This is a genomic window from Mycolicibacterium sp. 624 (genome assembly GCF_040548615.1).
In the GTDB taxonomy this organism is placed as follows: Bacteria; Actinomycetota; Actinomycetes; order Mycobacteriales; family Mycobacteriaceae; genus Mycobacterium.
Map to the genome: position 1 here is coordinate 215,322 of NZ_JBEPRZ010000001.1, position 18,098 is coordinate 233,419.

18 protein-coding genes are annotated in these 18,098 nt (G+C 66.1%); 8 read left to right on the forward strand and 10 right to left on the reverse strand.

The annotated features are described in order from the left end of the window. Positions 1-7: 7 nt before the first annotated feature. From ABIA65_RS00985 to ABIA65_RS01020, 8 genes are all read right to left on the reverse strand, one after another. On the reverse strand, positions 8-1,519 hold the full coding sequence (locus ABIA65_RS00985) for an NAD-dependent succinate-semialdehyde dehydrogenase (protein ID WP_354522327.1): 1,512 nt from the start codon (positions 1,517-1,519) through the stop codon (positions 8-10). Further along, positions 1,519-2,793: an aminotransferase family protein gene (locus ABIA65_RS00990; RefSeq protein WP_354522328.1), complete on the reverse strand. Its 1,275-nt coding sequence runs from the start codon at positions 2,791-2,793 to the stop codon at positions 1,519-1,521. The genes ABIA65_RS00985 and ABIA65_RS00990 overlap by 1 nt, the downstream gene beginning before the upstream one ends. Before the next feature lie 53 nt (positions 2,794-2,846). Continuing rightward, positions 2,847-3,572: a DUF2848 family protein gene (locus ABIA65_RS00995; RefSeq protein WP_241401637.1), complete on the reverse strand. Its 726-nt coding sequence runs from the start codon at positions 3,570-3,572 to the stop codon at positions 2,847-2,849. Further along, positions 3,566-4,531, reverse strand: coding sequence for an agmatinase (gene speB, locus ABIA65_RS01000; RefSeq protein ID WP_241401638.1), 966 nt, complete (start codon positions 4,529-4,531; stop codon positions 3,566-3,568). Before speB ends, ABIA65_RS00995 begins: the two co-directional genes overlap by 7 nt. A gap of 59 nt (positions 4,532-4,590) precedes the next feature. After that, positions 4,591-5,376: an amino acid ABC transporter ATP-binding protein gene (locus tag ABIA65_RS01005; RefSeq protein WP_305853313.1), complete on the reverse strand. Its 786-nt coding sequence runs from the start codon at positions 5,374-5,376 to the stop codon at positions 4,591-4,593. Further along, positions 5,376-6,323: an amino acid ABC transporter permease gene (locus tag ABIA65_RS01010; RefSeq protein WP_241401640.1), complete on the reverse strand. Its 948-nt coding sequence runs from the start codon at positions 6,321-6,323 to the stop codon at positions 5,376-5,378. The genes ABIA65_RS01005 and ABIA65_RS01010 overlap by 1 nt, the downstream gene beginning before the upstream one ends. Positions 6,324-6,372: 49 nt before the next feature. Continuing rightward, positions 6,373-7,278, reverse strand: coding sequence for an ABC transporter substrate-binding protein (locus ABIA65_RS01015; protein ID WP_354522329.1), 906 nt, complete (start codon positions 7,276-7,278; stop codon positions 6,373-6,375). Between the two features lie 186 nt (positions 7,279-7,464). Then, complete coding sequence (locus tag ABIA65_RS01020; protein WP_354522330.1) at positions 7,465-8,217, reverse strand: SDR family NAD(P)-dependent oxidoreductase; 753 nt, start codon at positions 8,215-8,217, stop codon at positions 7,465-7,467. Between the two features lie 107 nt (positions 8,218-8,324). Here ABIA65_RS01020 and ABIA65_RS01025 point away from each other — a divergent pair, with 107 nt between their 5' ends. The 8 genes from ABIA65_RS01025 (at position 8,325) to ABIA65_RS01060 (ending at position 15,030) form a co-directional block, all read left to right on the forward strand. Beyond that, positions 8,325-9,005, forward strand: coding sequence for a GntR family transcriptional regulator (locus tag ABIA65_RS01025; protein WP_241401643.1), 681 nt, complete (start codon positions 8,325-8,327; stop codon positions 9,003-9,005). Positions 9,006-9,095: 90 nt separating this feature from the next. Then, positions 9,096-10,088 (forward strand): ABC transporter substrate-binding protein, encoded by a 993-nt coding sequence (locus ABIA65_RS01030; protein ID WP_354522332.1) that lies wholly within the window; start codon positions 9,096-9,098, stop codon positions 10,086-10,088. A 12-nt stretch (positions 10,089-10,100) separates the two neighbouring features. Beyond that, positions 10,101-10,790, forward strand: a complete 690-nt coding sequence (locus tag ABIA65_RS01035; protein ID WP_354522333.1) for a queuosine precursor transporter — start codon at positions 10,101-10,103, stop codon at positions 10,788-10,790. A gap of 75 nt (positions 10,791-10,865) precedes the next feature. Continuing rightward, positions 10,866-11,522 carry a 5-oxoprolinase subunit B family protein gene (locus ABIA65_RS01040; RefSeq protein WP_241401646.1) on the forward strand — a complete coding sequence of 219 codons (657 nt, stop codon included), beginning with the start codon at positions 10,866-10,868 and terminating at the stop codon, positions 11,520-11,522. Next, positions 11,519-12,406 carry a 5-oxoprolinase/urea amidolyase family protein gene (locus tag ABIA65_RS01045; protein ID WP_241401647.1) on the forward strand — a complete coding sequence of 296 codons (888 nt, stop codon included), beginning with the start codon at positions 11,519-11,521 and terminating at the stop codon, positions 12,404-12,406. The genes ABIA65_RS01040 and ABIA65_RS01045 overlap by 4 nt, the downstream gene beginning before the upstream one ends. Before the next feature lie 102 nt (positions 12,407-12,508). Beyond that, a complete protein-coding gene (locus ABIA65_RS01050; RefSeq protein ID WP_354523063.1) occupies positions 12,509-13,066 on the forward strand; it encodes a GNAT family N-acetyltransferase in 558 nt (185 codons plus the stop codon). A 138-nt stretch (positions 13,067-13,204) separates the two neighbouring features. Next, complete coding sequence (locus tag ABIA65_RS01055) at positions 13,205-14,353, forward strand: uroporphyrinogen-III synthase (protein WP_241401648.1); 1,149 nt, start codon at positions 13,205-13,207, stop codon at positions 14,351-14,353. Beyond that, positions 14,350-15,030, forward strand: coding sequence for a sirohydrochlorin chelatase (locus ABIA65_RS01060; protein ID WP_354522334.1), 681 nt, complete (start codon positions 14,350-14,352; stop codon positions 15,028-15,030). Before ABIA65_RS01055 ends, ABIA65_RS01060 begins: the two co-directional genes overlap by 4 nt. Before the next feature lie 84 nt (positions 15,031-15,114). Here the strand turns inward: ABIA65_RS01060 and nirD are convergent, their stop codons facing one another. Both nirD and nirB read right to left on the reverse strand, forming a co-directional pair. Continuing rightward, a complete protein-coding gene (nirD, locus tag ABIA65_RS01065) occupies positions 15,115-15,480 on the reverse strand; it encodes a nitrite reductase small subunit NirD (RefSeq protein WP_354522335.1) in 366 nt (121 codons plus the stop codon). 11 nt (positions 15,481-15,491) lie between these two features. Then, positions 15,492-18,050 carry a nitrite reductase large subunit NirB gene (gene nirB / locus ABIA65_RS01070; protein ID WP_354522336.1) on the reverse strand — a complete coding sequence of 853 codons (2,559 nt, stop codon included), beginning with the start codon at positions 18,048-18,050 and terminating at the stop codon, positions 15,492-15,494. Positions 18,051-18,098: the final 48 nt, after the last annotated feature.

Here is an 18,098-nt window from a genome sequence, read left to right on the forward strand (position 1 = left end):
CGCCATATCAGGTTGTGGGCCGGCGAGCGATGTTGTAGAACCGAATCTCCTGATACTCGTCGAGACCCTCGCCGCTGCCCTCTCGGCCGAGTCCGGATTGCTTGACCCCACCGAACGGGGCCGCCGCGTTGGACGGAACCCCCTGATTGATACCGACCAGCCCTGTCTCAAGCCGATCGGCCACGTTGAGCGCGCGATCAAGGTTCTCGGTGAACACGTAGCCCGCGAGGCCGAACTCGGTGTCGTTGGCCCGCGCCACGACTTCGTCCTCGCTGCCGAAGCGCTGGATCGCGGCGACAGGTCCAAAGATCTCGTTGCTCACCACCTCTGCAGTTGGTGGGACGGAAGCCAGCAGCGTCGGTTCGAAGAAATGGCCGGCACCGGTGATCGCGGAGCCGCCGGTGACCACCTCGGCGCCGCGTTCCACAGCATCGGAGACCAGCCGCGACATCGCTTGTACCGCACGGCCGTCGATAAGCGGACCCAGCTCGACACCAGATCCAAACCCGCTGCCCACCTTGATGTCTCGCATTCGAGCGGCCAACCCCTCGGTGAAGGCATCGGCGATTCCCTCTTGTACGAAGATCCGGTTGGCCGCTATGCAGGACTGGCCACCGTTGCGCATCTTCGCGCTGAAGGCTCCGTTGACCGCACGCTCCAGGTCGGCATCGTCGAAGACGATAAGCGGGGCGTTACCGCCCAGCTCCATCGATGACCGCAGGACGTTCTGTGCCGCCAAGCCCATCAACGTGCGACCGACCGGTGTTGACCCCGTGAACGACACCTTGCGCACTCGAGGGTCGCGCAGGACGGCATCGCTGAATGCTGCGGCTGACGTCGTCGTGACAACGTTGATCAGGCCCTCGGGCACTCCGGCCTCGATGGCGAGGTCGACGGCGAGAACGGTGGTCAGCGGCGTCAGCGCGGCCGGCTTGATGATCACGGGACACCCCGCCGCGAGGGCAGGGGCGATCTTGCGAGTCGCCATGGCCAAGGGGAAGTTCCACGGTGTGATCAGCACCGAGAGCCCCACCGGAGCCCGACGGGTCAGGAGCTGACCGCCTCCTACCGGGACCTCCCGGTTGTTGCCGATCGGCCTCGTTGCCTCTTCGGAGTACCACCTGACGAAATCGGTGCCATAGGCGACCTCGCCGCGGGCCTCCGCCAGAGGTTTGCCCATCTCGCGGGTGATGAGCAGTGCTAGCGCCTCGGCGTTGGCGATGAGCAGCTCGTACCAGGCGCGAAGGATGTCAGCGCGGGTGCGGGTCGTCGTTCGAGACCATTGCTCACCCGCCGCGACTGCCCGTCCCACTGCGTCAAGCGCCTCCTCGGGCGTCCAGTCGCGGAGCGCAGCGATCACCGAACCCGTTGCAGGATCTTCGATCTCGAATCCTGACGGAGGTGTCGCATCGAGCCCCAGCCGGGCGATCACCTCGCTGGATGCGCGGAGGGCATCCGCGTCGGCCGCAGCGAGCGAGCTACGAGAGCCGGCCACCGGTGGCGTTTGCGTGCTGGTCATCACTGAGCCTCCGCAGTCACCGTGGCGTCGATCGCGTCGATGTAGTCCCGCAGTTCGTCGTCGGTCGTGATGAACGGTGGGCTGAGCTGCAACGTGTTACCCCGCAACGGCCGTGAGACGAATCCGACGTCGATGAGCGCATCGGCAACGCGAACCGCATCCACTGTATCGACGAGCGACACTCCGCCGAGAAATCCGCACACACGCACCTCACGGACCGATGGGTTTCGGGCAGCCAGTGCGTCAAGTCCGTCGACCATTTGGGACTCCAGGTCCTTGACCCGAGGCAGCAGCGCTTCTTGCTCAAGGACATCGAGGTTGCGCATCGCGACCGCGCATGCGGTGGCATGGCCGGCATAGGTGGCACCGTGCCGAAAGATCGGCGTGTCTGCGTCATCGCGATAGAACGGCTGCCAGATCCGAGCACCGACCAGGACCCCGCCCAACGGCGCGTATCCGGAGGTCACACCCTTGGCGAAGGTGAGCAGATCCGGTGTCACACCGAACCTCTCGGCGGCGAACATCGTTCCGGTCCGCCCGAATCCTGTGATGACCTCGTCCAGGATCAGCAAGATGTCATTGGCCTCGCAGATGTCCGCCAGGCGGCGTAGGTACCCCTCTTGTGGCGGGTGAACTCCGCCGGTCCCCTGGATGGGCTCGGTGACGACGGCTGCGATGCGGTCGGCGCCGATCTCGGCAATGAGTTCGATCGTCGCATCGAGGTCATGCAGGGGAATCCGCGCCGTCTCCGGGACCAGGGACTCACCGCCGTAACCCTCACGGTTGAAGTCGAGACCGGCAATGCTCGTCCCGAAGGCGTGCAGACCGTGGTAGGCAAACTGTCGACTCAGGATCACTCTCTTGTCGAGCCGTCCTTCACGCTGCCAGTGCCTGCGCGCCAACTTGCATGCCACGTCGATGGCATCGGAGCCACCTGAGTTCAGAATGACCTTGCTGTCGGGAATCGGCGATAGGGCCGACAACCGATCGGCGAGCGTGAGTGCCTGGTCATTCACGAACCGTCCGAAGATGTGATAGGTCTCCAGGCGGCGCATCTGTTCAGCGGCCGCCTCGGCGAGTTCAGGTCGACTGTGACCGATGTTCGCGTGCCACAACCCCGCAGTGCCGTCGAACAGCCGTCTCCCATCAGCGGTGACGATGTATGACCCCTCACCGCGCTCGATGACCAACTGTCGGCCTACGACGGAGGGGACGTGGGCCTGCGCGGGCCACAGTGCGGGCGCATCGAGCACAGCACCAGTGGATGTTGACATGATTGTGTCCTTACGTGTGTTTGTCGAATCTCCGCTATCGCAGCGTGATTGCGTCAGATCTCTTCGCTCAGCCGCCGCAGCGTGTAGCCGAGTTCAATCCGCCGGCCGGTCTCGGGGTCCTCAAGCCGGGCACTCCAGCCACGCATACCGGGCGTCGGTTCCCCAGCGACGGTGCCCGACATGATCACGGTTCCGACGGGCAGCGCACCGGGTCGGCGATCCTCCAGAATGCTGATCAACTGGTGCGGAGCCAGCAGATGCCCCGTGACGTCGTGCTGTAGCTGGGTTGTCGCTCCGTCGTCGGACTCGGCCCACATCGTCATGGTGAAGCGGTCCCAGTCGTCGCGGACCTCATCGAGGCGCCACGCGGTGGCTCCGACGACATCGGGGCACATTGCCTTGGCTTTCGGCATCTTCACCCCCTCCACCTCGAGATCGGTGTGATCAGATCCGATGGTGACCAGCCAGCCGTGCTCCTCGGAGTTGATGAGGGCGAACTCCACCTCGCCGTAGGTCTGCTCACCCGAGACGGTGAACTCGGATGCGGTGCTGATCCGATCCGGCGGGATCGGGAAGATCGCCGGAACCTGCTGCGGGGCAGCGAATCCCAGCGCGCGCATCTGATCGACGTGTTCTTGGACTCCCTCGCGGTCGCGGGCGGCGTAACCGAAGTTGTACGCCTCAGTGACCGCCACCGTCACCGGTGTGACTTCATCGCTGGTCCTGTGCACGTGAAGGGACAGCTGCGCGCCTGTGACGCTGGGCGAGGACGTCAGCATGCCGATACCTTCCCGCCGAAGATGCTGATCAACTCGTAGATCAGTGTCGAGGCGGCGAGCCCGGTCAGTTGAGCCCAGTCGTAGCTTGGGGAGACCTCCACCACATCGGCGCCAACGATGTTCAGATCGCGTATACCGCGCAGCATTTGAATCATCTCGCGCGAGGTCAGCCCACCGGATTCGGGCGTGCCCGTGCCGGGTGCATGCGAGGGGTCGAGCACATCGATGTCGATGGAGATGTAGACCGGGGTATCACCGATCCGCTGCTTCATCGATGCCACGATCTCCGGGACGCCGCGTTCCGCGATATCCATGCAGGAGATGATTCCGAACCCGATCTCAGCGTCGCGGTCCAAGTCGTGCTTGTGGTGCAGGTTGGCCCGGATCCCGACGTGCGTGAGGTGTTCGCGAGACAGCAGTCCCTCCTCGTGCGCGCGAAGGAACGGTGTTCCGTGGGTGTAAGGCTGGCCGAAGTAGGTGTCCCACGTGTCCAGGTGGGCGTCGAAGTGCAGCAACGCGACCGGCCCGTGGGCCTTGGCGGCGGCCCGCAGCAGCGGCAGTGCGATGGTGTGATCACCGCCGATGGTGACGATCTTGGTGCCGTTCTCGGTCAGTTCGGTCGCCCGACGTTCCACCGCGGACAACGCCGCTTCGATGTCGAACGGGTTGGCGTTGACATCGCCGAGATCAGCCACCTGCTGAACCTGGAACGGTGCGACATCCTGAAACTGGTTGTAACCCTGCAGCAGTCGGCTGGCCTCACGAACCGCTGACGGACCGAACCTGGCACCGGGCCGATAGGACACCCCGGAGTCGAACGGCACGCCCAGCACACCCACATCGACGTGGCTGACATCTTCGGCGCGCGGCAGCCGCGCGAACGTTGTCAGCCCCGCATAGCGAGGCATCTGCTCGGAGTCCGGTGGGCCGACGTACGGCGAGGACGTAGTGCTTTCCATGCTGAATTATGCTCTCTCTCTTGATGTCTGAACTGAAGACTTCTGCTGGGACATTGGCGCTAGGCCGGGATGGCGCGCTCACCGGCGGAGTGACGTGCCAGGAACGCCTGTGTGCGCGCCTCGGTTGGCGCCTCGATGACCTGTTGGGGAGGCCCGCTCTCCACCACGCACCCACCGTCCATGAACACGACCCGGTCGGAGATCTCACGAGCGAACCCGATCTCGTGGGTCACGACGATCATCGTCATGCCCTCGTCGGCGAGTTCACGGATGACCGCGAGAACCTCGCCAACCAGCTCGGGATCCAAGGCACTCGTCGGCTCATCAAAGAGCATCAGTGACGGATCCATGGCCAGTGCGCGAGCGATGGCCACACGCTGTTGCTGCCCGCCCGAGAGCTGGCTGGGATAGTTCGACATGCGGTCGGCCAATCCGACGCGGGTCAACACCGTGCGGGCGCGCTCCTCGGCCGCGTCGCGGCTGCGGCCCAGCACCACCCGCTGGGATGACACAACATTCTCTAACGCCGTCATATGTGGGAACAGGTTGAACTGCTGGAACACCATGCCCGTTCCGAGGCGTTGGCGCGCAACCCCCTTGGGGCCCAACAGGTGCAACTTGCCGCGCTGTTCGACTTTCCCCTGCAACACGCCATCGACGTAGATCAGACCGCTTGTGGTCGTCTCCAGCTGGTTCACGCAACGCAGCAGAGTGCTCTTGCCGCTGCCCGACGGACCCAGGAGCGTCACGACCTCGCGTGGATAGACCTCGAGATCGATACCCCTCAGCACCTCAACGGTGCCGAAAGTCTTGTGAACATCGATGATTTCAACCTTGGGCATCATTATCGCGCTCCCGCCCGGAAGAGGCGTGCCGTGACGCCGCGGCGAGCCGGGGTGACGGTGACCAACGATCGACCCATGCGTCGTTCCAGGGCGCTTTGACCGAAGGTGAGCAACGTCGTGAGCGCGACGTACCAGATACTGGCAACGATGAGTAGCTCGAGGGTGCGCAGGTTCACCGAGTAGATCAGCTGGACCGAGGTCAGCAGGTCCTGGTAGGTGATGACGCTGGCCAGTGCCGAGATCTTCAGCATGATTATGGTCTGGTTGCTCGTCGGCGGGATGATCATCCGAACAGCCTGCGGCAGTACGACCTTGCGCAACGTCTGCAACGGTGTCATCCCCAACGACGCCGCCGCTTCGCGTTGACCGGCGGGCACTCCCAGCAGACCGCCCCGGATGATCTCGGCCATGTAGGCCATTTCATTGAGCCCCAACCCCAACAGCACGGCAACGAATGGGGTGATCGCCACATTGGCTGACACTGAGAACAGTTGGATCGAGGTACCGGGAATACCCAGCCCGAGCATCGGGAAGACGAGGCCCAGGTTGAACCAGAAGATCAACTGCACCAGGACCGGCACACCCCGAAAGAACCAGATGTAACCGCCGGCTCCCACCCGAAGTACGGGGTTGTTGGACAACCGCGCCAGCGCCAGAAGCAGTCCGCCGCCGATGCCGATTGCCTGCGACAGCACTGTGATGACGATGGTGTTCTTCACACCGGTGAGCACGCTCGGGTCGAACAGGTACTGGCCGACGATGTCCCAATCCAAGTTCGGATTGGTGGCCATCGCCCGAAGGAAGAGAGCGAGCAGTGCAAGCATCGCCAGGCTGACCGCCCATCGACCCAGATGAAGCGGCCGCGACTGTGGCAACGTCGCGTCGTGCGTACTCCTGCCCGACGCACGAGCGCCCGTGCGATCTGGCGGCGCCTCAGTCGTTGTCACGGTCCTGTCCTCCCGTACTGTCTCGTCATCGATTGCCGGAGGCGTCATATCAGCCCGCCCGCGAGATCTGCGCGTGGTCGACGGCCAAGTCCGGCACGTCGTACTTGTCCAGAATCTGCTGATACGTGCCATCGGCAATCAGCTCGTCGAGTGCCTGTCTGATCGATTCGGCGAGTTGGTCGTTGCCCTTCAGCACCATGACGCCGTGCGGACGGACTTCATACCGCTCCCCCGGCACGACCTCGAACTCGTCACTCTGCGCGGCGCTGTACGCGGCGACCGGTGAATCCAGCAGGTCAACGGAGATACGGCCATTGCGAAGCAGCATCTGAACCTCGGAGTCCTTGCCGAGCTGCTTGACATCGATCGGCGGCTTACCGGCGGCCACGCAGTCGGCACTTGCCTTCTCCGCGATCGGGACCTGCACGGCCCCCGACTGCAAGCCCACGCCCTTCCCGCAGAGGTCCGCAATTGTCTTGATGCCGTCCGGATTTCCCTTGCGGACCATCATGGCCGTGCCGCTCTGGCTGTACTCGACGAAGTCGACGGCGGCCTTGCGTTCGTCAGTGACGGTCGCGAAGGAGAACACCATGTCCAATCGCCCGGACTGCAGCTGCGGGATCATGGTGCCGAACGCGCCGTTCGAGTGCTCGATCCGCACCCCGAGCTTGTCACCAACGGCCTGGGCGAGGTCGTAGTCCACTCCGGTGAACGTCTTGCCGTCGGCCTCGACGAATTCGAGCGGGGGGTAGGTGAAGTCGGCGCCATTGCGGATGACACCGGCCTGCTGGATCTCGGACGGAAGCGTCGCGAACAACGCGGGCCTCTCCCCGTCAGCGGCCTGCTCGCCCCCGGCGCCGTTGCCCGACGCACCGCACGCCGTGACCAGCGACAGCGGCAGCACCAACGCGACGGCAGTCCACAACCGCCGCCACTCTGTTCCCTGTTGCTTCATCAACCAGCCTCGATTCTCTCGTGATCGCTAATCGTTTACGATTGACGATGACGTTAGCAAGAGGTGATCCAGCGCACAACCGCTGCGGCGGATCTTCTGGATTTGGCACATACGAGTGAACGCACCCGGCCGAGGCCGGGTGCGTTCATGTGGTGGCGGTGGGCAGCAGTCGCCGCGTAGTACGCCCTATTTCGCGAGGAACCCGCCGTCGACGGGCAGCGATACTCCGGTGATGTATGCCGCGCCCGGCGAGGCCAGGAACGACACCGCTGCCGCGACATCCTCGGGTTCGGCGATGCGACCGAGGGGAATCGCGGCCGCCTGGTCCCGCGCGACCTGATCGGAGTCGGGCAGACCGGCCATCCACTCGTCGTACAGCGGTGTGCGCGTGAGGCCCGGCGCCACCGCATTCACCCGGATCCCATGCTCGGCGAACTCAATCGCCGCCGTACGAGTCAGCGACAACATCGCCCCCTTGGAGGCGGTGTATATAGATAGCCCGGAGACGCCGGCGCTTGCCAGGCGGGAGGTGATGTTGATGATGGATCCGCCACCGGAACCGATCATCGACCTGGCCGCCGCCTGCAACAGCAAAATCGCCGCGACGGTGTTCGTGTCCAGCGTCGACCGGATGTCAGCGGCCGAGGCCGACAGCAGCGGGCCGGAGTAGTCGATGGCGGCATTGTTGACGAGTACGTCAAGCCGGCCAAACCGCTCGACGACCGCATCGACCAGCGCCTGCGCCGCATCGTCGGCGGTCAGGTCGGCTGGGAAGAAGTGCGAGGGGGCGCCCAGTTCGTCTTGCAGCGCGGCGCCTCGCTCCGCCGAGCGACCGGATATACACACAGTGCACCCGTCGGCATGCAGTTGGCGGGCGATATGGGCCCCGATACCTGACGTCGATCCGCTCACCAGTGCTACACGCTCGTTGTTGCTCATCGTTCTCCTCGGTCAAATCAGGCGGCGGTGCTAGGCATCCGTGTTTATTCGATGTAAATTGTAAGCGATTAACGATGTCGGGTTTGTGACGGTAGGAGCTGAGCTGGATGACAACGAGGACGTCGCTAGCCGACATCACCCCCATTGAGCCCGTCGACATTGCGCTGACCGTGGCCAATCGGCTGCGAGACATGCTTGCCAAGGGCCGCTTCGCGCCCGGCGAGCAGATCACCGAACCCTCCATCGCGGCGGCGTTCCGTGTCGGTCGCGGTCCCGTCCGGGAGGCCCTCAAGCGCTTGACCGAACAGGGCCTTCTTGTCTCGGAGCGCAACCGAGGTGTCTTCGTCCCGATCATGTCGGTCGAGGACGTGGAGGACATCTATCGGCTGCGCGGGGCAATCGAGCTCGCGGCGCTGGCGTGTCTGGTGCGGAACCCCGACACCCAGGTGTTCGGCCGGTTGTGGCAGATCCTGAAGCAGTACCGGGAGTATCTCGCGGTGCGCGACTGGGAGAGTGCCGACGAGATGGACATGGCCTTCCACCGCGAACTCGTGCACGCGTCGGGCAGCAGACGGCTCATCCAAGCGTTCGACACCGTCGCGGTCGAGACTCGAATGTGCCTGCGCGCATTGGTGTTCCACCACCCCGACCATCCCGATATGGACGTGTGGCACGCAGACATCCTGCGTGCCGCAGAGCAGGGAGATCTACCCGCAGCCCAGCGCGCACTGGAGTTCCACAACTCAACCGTGATCGCGGATTTGAAGCGGACAGACGAATCTCAGTGAGGGCACTTTCACGTCCACACTGATCACCGCCGGCCTGGTGCAGGCGTTGTTCGCCGCCTTCCACCCGGGTTAGCCACTACGCTCAGCGACGTGCCATCGAACTGGTCTCGGCGGAGTTTCCTGGCAGCGACCGCCGGCCTCGTGGCGGGCACCGCCGCCGTGTCCGCTGCCTGCAGTTCGGAGAAGTCGGGCGCCGTCGCCAAGGACGGCTCGGTCACCATCAAGCACGCCTTCGGTGAGACCAGGATCCCCGGCCCGCCGCAGCGCGTGGTCAGTGCGGGGCTCACCGAGCAGGACGACCTCCTTGCACTCGGCGTGGTCCCCATCGCGGTGACGGACTGGTTCGGCGGAGAGCCGTTCGGTGTATGGCCATGGGCCCGACCGAAACTCGGCCCGGCACAGCCCGCCGTCCTGAGCCTCGCCGACGGCATCCAGGTGGATCCGATCGCCGCCCTGAAACCCGATCTCATCGTCGCCGTCAACGCCGGACTGGATGCCGACACCTATGCCAAGTTGTCGGCGATCGCACCGACCATCGCCCAGTCCGGTCAGGACGCGTTCTTCGAGCCCTGGAAGGCCCAGGCGACCGTCATCGGTCAGGCCGTGTTCAAGGACGCCGACATGCGCGCCCTCATCACCGCGGTGGACGACCGATTCGTCAACGCCGGCAAGGAGAATGCGTCGTTCAGTGGTAAACGGGCCTTGGTGGTGGGCGGCACGTTCTTCGAGGACCAGGCCGTCGTCACCGCCACCGGATGGCGCACCGACTTCCTCACCCAGATGGGTCTGGCGATTCCCGATGCCATCGATCAGTACGTGGACGGCGACCGTGCGCTGGTACCGCGCGACCGCATGGCCTCGGTCCTCGACGCCGCCGATGTCCTGATCTGGACCACCGAGAGCGACGACGAACGCAATGCCCTGCTCGCCGACCCCACCTTTGCCACGCTGAGGGCCACCCGCAACAACCACAATGTGCTGACCGACAAGGAACTCGCCGGTGCCATCGCCTTCGGCACGGTGCTGTCCTATCCGCTGGTCGCCGACCGACTGCCACCGCTGCTCGCCACCGCGCTCACCTGAGAGGATGACCCGGTGCAGCCCCAGACACCCGACGTGACCGAGCATCCAGGATTCGCGCGGGTCGGATCGGCCTACTATCCGGGCCTGGTCGCCGTCTTCACCGCGCTGGTGATCATCTCCAACGTGACCGCCACCAAGGGCGTCGCCTTCGGCCCCATCATCACCGACGGCGGGTTCATCGTCTTCCCGTTGACCTACGTCATCGGCGACGTGCTGTCCGAGGTGTACGGCTTCAAGGCCGCGCGCAAGGCGATTCTCCTGGGCTTCGCGATGAACGCGCTGGCCGCGCTGGCGTTCTGGGTGACGATCTATCTGCCCGCCGCCGACTTCTATGAGAACCAGGCGCACTTCGAGAACATCGTGCACGCGTACACCCAGTTGATCGTCGCGGGCCTGGCCGGATTCCTCGTCGGCCAGACCATCAACGCCTGGGTGGTGGTCAAGATCAAGGAGCACACCAAGGAGAAGCATCTCTGGGCGCGCCTGATCGGCTCGACGTTCGCCGGCCAGCTCGGCGACACGCTGGTCTTCTGCAGTATCGCGGCCGCCGCGATCGGCATCACCACGTTCAAGGACTTCGCCGTCTACGCCGCGCTGGGCTGGTTCTACAAGACGGCGGTGGAGGTGGTCATGCTGCCCATCACCTACCGCGTCATCGCCGTCATCAAGCGCCGCGAACCCACCTACCAACCCTCGTTATGAGCCTTCGCTAAGGCTCCTCTGGCGAGGTCCTAAACCTTGCTGCGAAACGTAGCTACTCGCGGGTAGCTTGAGTCAATGACAGTCACGGCGGAGATGAGCATGATCGGTGCCGTCCACGACTACGGGGATCAAGCGCTGCTCCTCGAGTTCGATGACACTGCCGAGGTACTTGCGTGGACGGACGCGATACGCGCGGCCGACCTGATGGGCGTGCTGGACATCGTCCCTGCATCACGAACGGTGCTGGTGAAACTCGCCGCGCCCCGGCACCGGCAGGCCACTCGGGTGCGTCTGTCCAAGATGCGCATCGATCCGGCAGATATCCAGATCGCCCCGGCCCCCGATCAGCGACCCGATGTGGTGCTCGACGTCGTCTACGACGGCGAGGATCTGGATGACGTCGCCCGGCTCACCGGCCTGACCCGCGATGAGGTGGTGGCCGCGCACACCGCGGCCCACGTCCGAGTCGGATTCGGCGGATTCGCCCCGGGTTTCGCGTACCTGATCGGCGGCGATCCCCGCCTGCACGTGCCACGACGGGCGGAGCCGCGGACCAGGGTGCCTGCCGGCTCGGTGGCGCTTGCCGGTGAGTTCGGTGGCGTCTACCCCCGCGAGTCTCCCGGCGGATGGCAGCTCATCGGCCACACCGACGCCGACCTGTGGGACATCGACCGCGAGCAACCCGCCCTGCTGCTGCCGGGTATGTGCGTGCAATTCCGGGAGGCACGATGAGCGTCACGCTGGAAGTTCTGCGCACCGGCCCGTTGGCACTGATCGAGGACCTCGGGCGTCCCGGCCTCGCACACATGGGTGTCACGCGGTCCGGCGCCGCCGACCGGCGGGCCCACACGCTGGCCAATCGGCTCGTCGCCAATCCGGGGGAACGGGCCACGGTCGAGGTGACGTTCGGCGGGTTCTCCGCCCGCGTGCACGGCGGCGACGTGGCGATCGCCGTGACCGGCGCCGACACCGACCCGGCCGTCAATGGAAAACCCTTTGGCACCAACAGCATTCACTATGCCCACGATGGCCAGGTGATATCGCTCGGTGCGCCGCACTCGGGTCTACGGAGTTACCTGGCGGTGCGGGGTGGCATCGACGTCGCCCCGGTTCTTGGGTCACGCAGCCACGACGTGATGTCCTCGATTGGCCCGGCACCCCTGCGGGCCGGCGACGTGCTGCCCGTCGGCGCGCACACCGCCGACTTCCCCGAGATCGACCAGGCCCCGGTGGCGGCCATCGAGTCCGAGGTCCTCGAGCTCAAGGTGGTGCCTGGCCCCCGCGACGACTGGTTCATCGATCCCGACATCCTGATCCGCACCAACTGGCTGGTCACCAACCGCAGTGACCGCGTCGGCATGCGCCTGGTCGGGATGCCGCTGGAGTACCGGTGGCCCGACCGACAGCTGCCCAGCGAGGGGGCCACTCGCGGCGCAATCCAGATACCGCCGAACGGATTTCCCGTGATCCTCGGCCCGGATCATCCGGTGACCGGCGGCTACCCGGTGATCGGCGTGGTGACCAACGACGACATCGACAAGCTCGGCCAGATCCGGCCAGGCCAGACGGTGCGGCTGCACTGGTCGCGTCCCCGCCATCCGTTCGAATCCGCCTGAGAAAGCCGCACGACAACCTGGGGCTCGCCCTGGTAGGAACGAGGGGTGCGGTCCCCCGATCCGTTTGACCCTCACGTCCGCGCCGAGTCGGGCGCTCCCAGCCTGCGCGGCATTCACACCGCCCGCCTGGTCCACACCGCTGACCTCGACGCCGAGACCCGAGAGGGTGCCCGCGAGATGGTCATCGCGGCGTTCGACGACGGCGACTTCTCCGACGCTGACTGGGAGCACTGCCTGGGCGGCATGCACGCGCTGGTGTGTCACCACGGTGCCCTGATCGCGCACGGCGCCGTCGTCCAGCGTCGCCTGGTCCATCACGGCCACGCCCTGCGCTGCGGGTACCTGGAGGCCGTCGCGGTGCGACACGACTGGCGCGGCCTGGGTCTGGCCACGGTCGTGTTGGACGCCCTCGAGCAGGTCGTGCGTGGCGCGTACGACCTCGGCGCCCTCAGTTCGTCTGCTGCGGGTCGGTACATCTACTCCTCCCGCGGCTGGCGGCCATGGCGAGGCACCACATCAGTCCTCGCCCCGACCGGCACTGTCCGCACCCCCGAGGATGACGACTCGGTGTTCGTGTTGCCGGTCGCACTGCCTGCCGGCGTCGAACTCGACATCACCGGTGACATCGCCTGCGATTGGCGCAACGGCGACGTGTGGTGAGGTTGTCGTGACTCCTCACCACCGGGCCACCCGACCGGTGAGGCCGATGTCATAGTCGAGTCATCGACATCGAGTCGCGACACTGCACGGCAATGGCCGGGAAACTGATTGGAAACATGAGCTGCCTTCACTGGTGTCATGGTTGAGCCGGGCTGGGCGCCCCTGACGGGGTTCCGCATCGCCGTGACCTCCGCGCGTCGGTCCGAGGAGCTGGCGGCTCTACTGTCGCGTCGCGGGGCGACCGTGACCAGCGCCGCCGCCATCACGATGGTTCCGCTGCCCGACGACGATGAGCTGCGCGAATACACCGAGGCACTCATCGCCGCGCCACCCGACATCGTGATTGCGACGACCGGCATCGGGTTGCGGGGCTGGATCGCCGCGGCCGACGGGTGGGGCCTTGCCGCCGACCTGACCGAGGCGCTGGGTGCGGCGCGTGTCGTGTCTCGCGGCCCGAAGGCCACCGGCGCGCTCCGAGCCGCAGGCCTGCCCGAGGAGTGGTCTCCCGAGTCGGAGTCCTCCCGTGAGGTCGTGCAGTACCTCGTGGAGGGCGGTATCGCGGGTCTGCGCATCGCCGTGCAGCTACACGGCGCGACCGACGAGTGGGACCCGTTTCCCGAGTTCCTCGACGAGCTTCGCGCCGCAGGCGCCGAGGTGGTGCCGATCCGCGTGTACCGATGGCATCCGCCCGCGCGCAACGGCGACTTCGACCAGATGGTGCTCGACATCGCCGCCCGCAAGTTCGACGCCGTCAGCTTCACCTCGGCGCCCGCCGTGGCCTCGATGTTGATGCGCGCCGCCGAACTCGGCGTCGAGGAGCAGCTGCTGTCCGCGCTGCGGACCGATGTCCACGCCATGTGTGTGGGCCCCGTGACGGCGCGGCCGCTGGTGCGTCTCGGCGTGCCGACGTCGGCACCGGAGCGGATGCGTCTCGGCGCGCTGGCTCGGCACATCACAGACGAGCTTCCCGTGCTGCTGTCCCGCAGCCTTCGGGTCGCCGGCCACGAGATGGACATCCGTGGCACGTGCGTGCTGGTCGACGGGGTGGTCAAGGATCTCTCGCCTGCCGGTATGGCTGCCATACGGGCACTGGCCCTGCGGCCCGGCACCGTGGTCAGCCGCCACGATCTGCTCCGCGCGCTGCCCGGCGGCGGCACCGACACCCACGCCGTCGAGACAGCGGTACTGCGACTGCGAACTGCATTGGGCGACAAGCGAATGGTGTCGACCGTGGTGAAGCGCGGCTATCGACTCGCCGTCGACGACACCCCGCCGGGAGCCGAGTGATCCCGATCCTGGTCGCACACGGCACCCGCAAGGCCGAGGGTGTCGCGATGGTGGGCGACCTCGCCGAGCGTGTCGGCCACACCCTCGGGCGCCACGTGCGCACCGCCTTCGTCGACGTCCTCGGACCGTCACCGGCCGAGGTCCTGGGATCAGTCACCGGCACCGCCGTGGTCGTGCCGGCGTTTCTGGCCCACGGCTACCACGTGCGCGTTGACATTCCGTCCTTCGTGACCGCGAGCGGACATCCCGACGTCATCGTCACCGACGCGCTCGGACCGTCCCCGCAGATGGTGCGGGTGCTGACCGACCGGCTCGTCGAATGCGGCTGGCGGGTCGGTGATTCCGTCGTGATGGCCGCGGCCGGGACATCGGACCTCGGCGCTCAGCGGGACCTACGAATCGCCGCGGCGATGCTGTCGGCGGCCATCGGTGACCGTGTCGAGCTGGCGTTCGCCGCGACGGGGGAACCCAAGGTCGCCGACGCTGTCGCAGGACTGCGCGCCCGCGGTGCGCGTCGAGTGGTCGTCGCCTCGTACCTGTTGGCCGAGGGGCTGTTTCAGGAACGTCTGCGCGCGTCAGGTGCCGACGCCGTGACCGCACCACTGGGCCTGCATCCCGGGGTGGTGCGTCTGGTGGCGAGCCGCTTTCGACGCGCGCGGCTACCCATCGCGGCCTGACGCGGTCACCTACGCGCCCAAAGCCCCGTCAACTCACTCGTTTGTGAGTCTGACGACGTTTCAGGCCATTCTGCGTCGTGACGTTCACACTCGAGCCGCGGCGACCTCGACGATGCCGTCATCGGTGACGCGGGTGCGGTACACCGGCAGCGCGACGTCGGCGGCGTCCAGACACTGACCGTCATCCAAGGCGAAGGCCTGCTTCTTGATCGGGGTCTGCACGCACGCCCGGCCGGCACGGTCACCGACGATGCCACGCGATATCACCGCCGCACCCGAGAACGGGTCGACGTTGCCGACCGCGTGCAGTGACCCGTCGTCGAGCCGGAACAGTGCCACCTGAGCGCCATCGGGCAGCAGCACACCCACCCCGCGACAGGGGGTCAGCCGCGCGTAGTCACACGCCGTCGTCCACACCACAACGTCATTGCGGTCATCGGTCACTGTCATGAGAACTCCTGTCAGAGGCCGATCTTGGGCATGCCGATGGACACGGTGGAGGGGACCTTGCGGCCGGATCGCTGCTCGAACTCGACCGTGGGGTCGGCGACGCCGGGCGCGTTGACGAACGAGACGAACCGCGACAGCTTGTCCGGGTCGTCCAACACGCCCTTCCACTCGCAGGCGTAGCCGGTGACATGCCGCTCGATGGCGGCCTCGAACTCCTCCGCCAGACCCAGCGAGTCGTCGCAGACGACATCACGCAGATGGTCCAGGCCGCCGGGCAGGCCCTCAACCCAGGGTGCGGTGCGCTGCAACCGATCTGCCGTGCGGATGTAGAACATCAGGAAGCGGTCGATGTAGCGGATCAGCGTCTCGTCGTCGAGGTCGCCCGCCAGCAGCTCGGCGTGCCGCGGCGTCATGCCGCCGTTGCCTCCCACATAGAGATTCCAGCCGTTCTCGGTCGCGATGACACCGACGTCCTTGCCGCGGGCCTCCGCGCACTCGCGGGCGCAGCCCGACACACCCATCTTGATCTTGTGGGGAGCACGCAGCCCGCGGTAACGCAGTTCGAGGTCGATGGCCATCTGCACCGAGTCCTGCTGCCCGTAGCGGCACCAGTCACTGCCGACACAGCTCTTCACCGTGCGCAGCGACTTGCCGTAGGCGTGCCCGGACTCCATGCCGCCCTCGACCAGCCGGCGCCAGATCTCCGGCAGCTGGTCCACCCGAGCGCCGAACATATCGATGCGCTGACCGCCGGTGATCTTGGTGTACAGGTCGAAATCCCGTGCAATCTCGCCGATTAGGATCAGATGCTCGGGCGCGATGTCACCTCCGGGCACCCGCGGCACCACGGAGTAGCTGCCGTTGCGCTGAATGTTGGCCAGGAAGTGATCGTTGGAGTCCTGCAGGGATGCCGTCTCACCCTCGAGCACGTGATCGGAACTGGTGGACGCCAGGATCGACGCGACGGTGGGCTTGCAGATATCGCAGCCCTTGCCGGTGCCGAATCGCTCGATCAGCCCGGAGAAGGTGCGGATCTCGGTGGCACCGATGATCTCGAACAGCTCGGCGCGCGACTGGCCGAAGTGCTCACACAGCGCCTTGCTCTGCTGGACGCCCTCAGCCTCGAGCAGCTGCTTGAGCAGCGGAACACACGACCCGCACGACGTGCCAGCGAGCGTGCACTTCTTCAGACCGGGCACATCGGTGCAGCCCCCGCAGATGGCCTCCCGCAGATCGCCCTTCGTCACGTTGTTGCACGAGCAGATCTGTGCGATGTCCGGCAGCGCACCGACCCCCAGACCCGGTGCGGTTCCGTCCTGGACCGGTGCGATCAACGACAGCGGGTCACCGGGCAGCTCGCTGGCGACCATCGGGCGCAGCACCCCGTAGGCAGACGCGTCGCCGACCAGAATGCCGCCGAGTAGCGTCTTGGCGTCATCGGAGAGGACCAGTTTGGCGTAGGTCTGCTTCACCGGATCGTTGACGACGACATCCAGGCAGTTGGGCGTCCGCCCCTGGGCATCGCCGAAGCTGGCCACATCCACGCCGAGCAGCTTGAGCTTGGTGGACATATCGGCCTCACCGAACTCGGCCTCACCGCCGAGCAACCGGTCGGCGGCCACCTCGGCACTGGTGTAGCCGGGGCCGACCAGGCCGTAGCAACGACCCTCGATGGCGGCCACCTCGCCAATCGCATAGATGCTCGGATCGCTTGTGACGCAGGTCAAGTCGGTCAGCACGCCACCACGCTGCGCGATGTCAAGGCCGGCCTCACGCGCCAGTTCGTCGCGCGGACGCACACCCGCAGCGAAGACCACAACACCGGCGTCGATGCTGGTGCCGTCATTGAGCGACAGCCGCACCGAGTCGTCGTTGTCGGATTTCCGCAGCGGCTTGTTCTTCTGCGCCGGTTGGATTGTCTCGGTGCCGACTCCGGTGTGCACCTCGATGCCGAGACCCCGGACCATCCGGTTCAGCAGGGCGCCGCTGGCCCCGTCGAGCTGGGCAGCCATGAGATGCGGTGACATCTCCAGGACGTGGGTGCTCAACCCGAACGTGCGCAGCGCGTTGGCGGCTTCCAGGCCGAGCAGACCTCCGCCGATCACCACGCCGACCGGCGTCCTCGAGCCGACCGCGGCCAGCGCGCCGGCCCGGATGGCGTCTAGATCGTCGAGCGTGCGATAGACGTGACAGTGCGGCAGGTCGTGTCCCGGGACCGGCGGGACGAACGCGTACGAGCCGGTGGCCAGCACGAGGGCGTCGTAGGGGATGCGACGGCCAAGCGTCGTCGTGACGTGTTTCGCGGTGCGGTCGATGTGGGTCACGCTGTCGCGAAGGATGAGCTCGACATTGTCGTCACCGGCGTACTCGTTACCGGCCAGCGCCAACTGTGCGCGGTCCCAGTGCTCGGTGTAGCCGGTGAGCCCCACACGGTCGTAGGCGGCGTCGGCCTCCTCCCCGAGGACCACCACATACCAGGAGCCGTCGCCGTCGCGGGAGCGCAGCGCTTCGACGAAGCGGTGCCCGACCATGCCGTGTCCCACGACCACGACACGTTTCTGAGAGGACATGCGACGAAGGCTAGGGAGCCGATATTGCGGCCGTGTCGCGTCGTGTGA